Raw genomic sequence first — 3881 nt, forward strand, 5'->3', positions numbered from 1 at the left:
AACCTCCTTTTTTTGTTTTGGAGGTGTTATAAAATTCTTAAGTTGATGGGCATGTACACAAACCCCATATAGGGATACAGCCGAGATACGTGTAAAAATAGGTTACAGTCTTACTTTTATTTCCAACCTACGACCTATTGAACTAATAAATAGGGGTGGTGAAGGAAAAACTTTGTATCGTAGAGAATATATGACAGAATAGGAATCTAAGTATGTACTTTCAGGTGAAGGGAGAAATCTCATGAATAAATTTGTAAATGACAAGTTTTATGAAACGAGAAATAACCTATTAGAGGAAATTACTTTATTGAGTGATGCTCAATTCAATAGTAAGCCAGATATGAATAAATGGAGTATAGCACAAGTTTGTCATCACTTAGTCTTATTAGATGAGAGAGCTATAAAAGTTATTTCATCTGGATTAAAAGAGATTGATAGTACCCAAAAAGAGCGTCAAGAAATTCACTCTATATTATTAGATAGAACGAAAAAATTTACAGCTCCAGAAACTCTTGAACCAAGCTTAGAACCATTTGAAGTTCAGCAAATGGTTGATTTGTTAAACGATTCGAGAAAAAAATTGATGACTTTTCTTAGTACAATAGAAGATGTATCCATATTAGCGAAAAAATCAGTGAAGCACCCTGCTCTGGGAGAATTACTTCTTGATCAATGGATAGAACTGATATATTTGCATGAACAGCGTCACATAGAACAAATAAAAGAGATAAAATTACTTTGCGAAGTTGGAATGTGAAAATCTCTGTCTATTTTTCGAACGATTTGGATAGCATCAAGGTTTAGAGTGATAAAATAGAAGTCCTCATAAAGAAAAGACACCCTAGGGTGTCTTCCTCCGATTTGAAGCACTTTAATTTTAATAATGTATATTTGACTCCCACTAATTTCCATTTAACTTATTGTCATATACCCTAATCATGCAATTGAAACAAAGTGTTTTCAGTAACTAACCGATGGATGGTTAGGGTTAACCCATAATAGACAAAGACAGGCTATCTATTGTAAATAGACATAACAATGCCACTCAATATAGAAGTGGCTGTTTCATATGACTTGAATCCTAACATAGAGCGCACACGTTTCTTAATGAAACGGTGATCATGTTCCACTATATTATTGAGATATTTAACTTGCCTTATTTGTATGACTTCAGGTATATGTTTCTCTTCTTTTAATTCTTGAATTGCTATAGGATAGGCAGGGTTCTTATCTACTGTTATCACGCGAGGTTTACAAATATGAGAAGCAGCCAAGGCTTTCTTGAAAAAGCGCTTGGCTGCTTGTTTATCTCTTGATTCACTGAGATAAAAGTCAATGGTATTTCCTTCTGAATCGACTGCGCGATATAAATACATCCATTGACCTTTTACTTTGATATACGTTTCATCCACTCTCCATGAATCATTTGTACGTTTTAGATGACGACGAAGTCGCTTGTCTAATTCAGGACTATACTGATGAACCCAACGCATAATGGTCGTATGAGCCATCGATAATCCTCGTTCCTCCATCATTTCCACAAGGTTACGAAAGCTTAAGTTGTACCGTAGATACCATCTGACAGTAAGAAGAATAATATCGGGTTGATAATGTTTCCACTTGAATAAATTTTGCTTTTCCATACTGATCACGTCCCTTTTTAGAGTACTAGTATCAGTATGTCCAAGTTTACTAGATTTTTTGCACCAGAACCAAATTTTCTCAATACCTAGATATATTTATAAAATTTATACTTTAGTAAACTATGTTTTTAAAAGGAGTTGATATTAATGCACATTAAGAAGTTAGAATTAATAGCAGATGTGTTACCTGGCCATCCATTTAGTACTGAAAATATGCCAGAGGGAACAAGGCATCTACAATGGGAAATTGGAGCTATTGGAGATTTAGAAGCGATTAGCTTTGACGTTATTGAAGATATATCTGGTGGAGTAGATTACATTATTTTCAAACAGGTTTTACATAAGAATCAAACAAAGGTGGTGAGAAAAAAAAGTCTATATATTGAAAATGTAAAAAATGCACCATCTAAAGTTAAAATACAAGTTTATGCAATAATTTACGAATAAACAAATTATAAATATCCAAGAAATTACATTTTCTCAATACCCATTTTCTTCTATTAGTTATATATTTTAGTTAGGTCACAGTAGTAACCTAACTAAAATATATTAAGCAAAGGGGACTGTATTATGGAAGTAAAAGCACAACAATTAGTTGCAACGGTATTATCTCAACCAAAACCTTTAGATGGACAAAAAAACCGCTCAAGTGGGAACTTTAGTACTGAGAGCCTTCCTTCAGGTACACAATATTTAAAGTGGGAAATTGAGGGTGGAGGAAATCCAGATCTTGTTAGCTTTAATGTTATGAAAGATGTATCTGCTGGTGTAGATCCCGTTGTTTTTCACGATGTATTAAGCGGTAATAGAACAAGTGTAGTATCAGCAAGATCATTGTATATTGCGAATCCTAAAAATGCATCTGAACCATTTACTGTAAGTGTATACGCCATTTTTTAATGCAAAAGGAAAGGGACTCTTTATCAGTCCTTTTCCTTTTTATTTATCGCAAGTTAGTTGTTTTTAACTGAAAAATCACTGATAGGGGTTACCATACATGTATATCTCCCGAAAAGAGGGAATAAGAAAAAAGCGACCTTTCTAAACAATCTAAGAAAGGTTTTTTTTCTTAGATTGTTTAGAAAGAATAACGTTTTTTTGTACTTAGGGGTAGTGAAAATTCTTAAGTTGATGGGCATGGGGTCACGTCACACATCCATCAACTTAAGAAAAGTAAACACCCCAAAAACGAAAAAAATCTGACTTCTCCAAATAACTAACTGTAGAAAAAGGAAATTTTCATTTTGGGGGTACTTCAAAATATTAGCTTGATAGCGATGGGGTACCGCCCGCAAAACGCGAATTTTACACGCTAAGCATATTTCAACATAAAAGAGCCGTTTTTCTACTTTAAGCAAAAAAATGGCTCTTCTTGTTGTAATGATCGAAGAAATTCTAACTATGTGCCTGGTTTACTTATACAGACTTACTCATCATCTGAATAAGACAGGCCGGTATTAATGACTTCAATATCAAAATGATTTTCATCAAAATCTAACAAGTCCCATTCTTCATAGATAGGGTATTGAGGGTGTTCTGGATTCTTTATAGCCTCTAAAAATTCCATATAACCCGGAATCCCTCCTATATCCTCTAGAGGACCTGCTTTTTCCCCTCCTATACATTTTATTGCATTGGATGGAATATCCAGCATGTTTTCGACCGTAAGTTTCACTACCCAACTATCTCCAAAGTCATACAAATAATGAAAGGATTGTCCTACCTTTCGAATATGTTTTTTTAACAAGGTAGTTTCGGCGTGTAACATCGGAGATGGGGTTGACATAGCTAATGTGTGAAACGAAATTACAGGGTCTGGTGGGGAAGAGATAGCATACTTCCCTACAGTGAATTCATATAAGTGTTGATCCTCCCACTGAAATAAACATTGGATGACATCATGCAGCTCACGAAATGATAAATCATCCGGTATAATAATCCGCCTCCAAATCGGAAAGGGGCTTTCTTCTAATTCCACGTACAACTGGTAGCCTTTCATCCGTTCATTCCTCCTGTTCAACATGTCCTGTATTACTTATACATAGGATTATCTCTCAAATATGTATAGACGGAAAGTGCAAAATTGGATGATACTCTTTAAAATAAGGGAAAAAATCTGTTTCATACTCTTGATGGAGGTTCCGAAAACGATTATTTTTTGGGACATTCAGATTTCAAACAACTTTCACTGTATTTTTGCTGAAAACTTCTCCCAAAACTCATTTTAGAAACTATCTC

The 3881-nt window shown here is 34.4% G+C and carries 5 protein-coding genes; 3 read left to right on the forward strand and 2 right to left on the reverse strand.

Annotation, left to right across the window (positions count from 1 at the left end):
• Window positions 1-241: 241 nt before the first annotated feature.
• Entirely contained in the window at window positions 242-757 is a 516-nt protein-coding gene (locus LOK41_RS27560) for a DinB family protein (protein WP_241819290.1), read from the forward strand.
• A 256-nt stretch (window positions 758-1013) separates the two neighbouring features.
• Here LOK41_RS27560 and LOK41_RS27565 read toward each other — a convergent pair whose 3' ends face one another.
• Window positions 1014-1643 carry an IS6 family transposase gene (locus LOK41_RS27565; protein ID WP_241819291.1) on the reverse strand — a complete coding sequence of 210 codons (630 nt, stop codon included), beginning with the start codon at window positions 1641-1643 and terminating at the stop codon, window positions 1014-1016.
• A 147-nt stretch (window positions 1644-1790) separates the two neighbouring features.
• Here LOK41_RS27565 and LOK41_RS27570 point away from each other — a divergent pair, with 147 nt between their 5' ends.
• Both LOK41_RS27570 and LOK41_RS27575 read left to right on the forward strand, forming a co-directional pair.
• Window positions 1791-2090: a hypothetical protein gene (locus LOK41_RS27570; RefSeq protein WP_241819292.1), complete on the forward strand. Its 300-nt coding sequence runs from the start codon at window positions 1791-1793 to the stop codon at window positions 2088-2090.
• Between the two features lie 123 nt (window positions 2091-2213).
• Window positions 2214-2543 carry a DeoR family transcriptional regulator gene (locus tag LOK41_RS27575; protein ID WP_241819293.1) on the forward strand — a complete coding sequence of 110 codons (330 nt, stop codon included), beginning with the start codon at window positions 2214-2216 and terminating at the stop codon, window positions 2541-2543.
• Window positions 2544-3069: 526 nt separating this feature from the next.
• On the opposite strand, the gene LOK41_RS27580 is transcribed toward LOK41_RS27575, so the two are convergent.
• A complete protein-coding gene (locus tag LOK41_RS27580; RefSeq protein ID WP_241819294.1) occupies window positions 3070-3642 on the reverse strand; it encodes a plasmid pRiA4b ORF-3 family protein in 573 nt (190 codons plus the stop codon).
• Between the last annotated feature and the right edge of the window lie 239 nt (window positions 3643-3881).

Origin of the sequence: Bacillus sp. TL12 (genome assembly GCF_022625245.1) — a bacterium.
Taxonomy (GTDB): Bacteria; Bacillota; Bacilli; order Bacillales; family Bacillaceae_G; genus Bacillus_A.

Coding starts and splice junctions, on each gene's coding strand:
- LOK41_RS27560 (WP_241819290.1), top strand. CDS start 242: ATGAATAAATTTGTAAATGACAAGTTTTATGAAACGAGAAATAACCTA.
- LOK41_RS27565 (WP_241819291.1), bottom strand. CDS start 1,643: ATGGAAAAGCAAAATTTATTCAAGTGGAAACATTATCAACCCGATATT.
- LOK41_RS27570 (WP_241819292.1), top strand. CDS start 1,791: ATGCACATTAAGAAGTTAGAATTAATAGCAGATGTGTTACCTGGCCAT.
- LOK41_RS27575 (WP_241819293.1), top strand. CDS start 2,214: ATGGAAGTAAAAGCACAACAATTAGTTGCAACGGTATTATCTCAACCA.
- LOK41_RS27580 (WP_241819294.1), bottom strand. CDS start 3,642: ATGAAAGGCTACCAGTTGTACGTGGAATTAGAAGAAAGCCCCTTTCCG.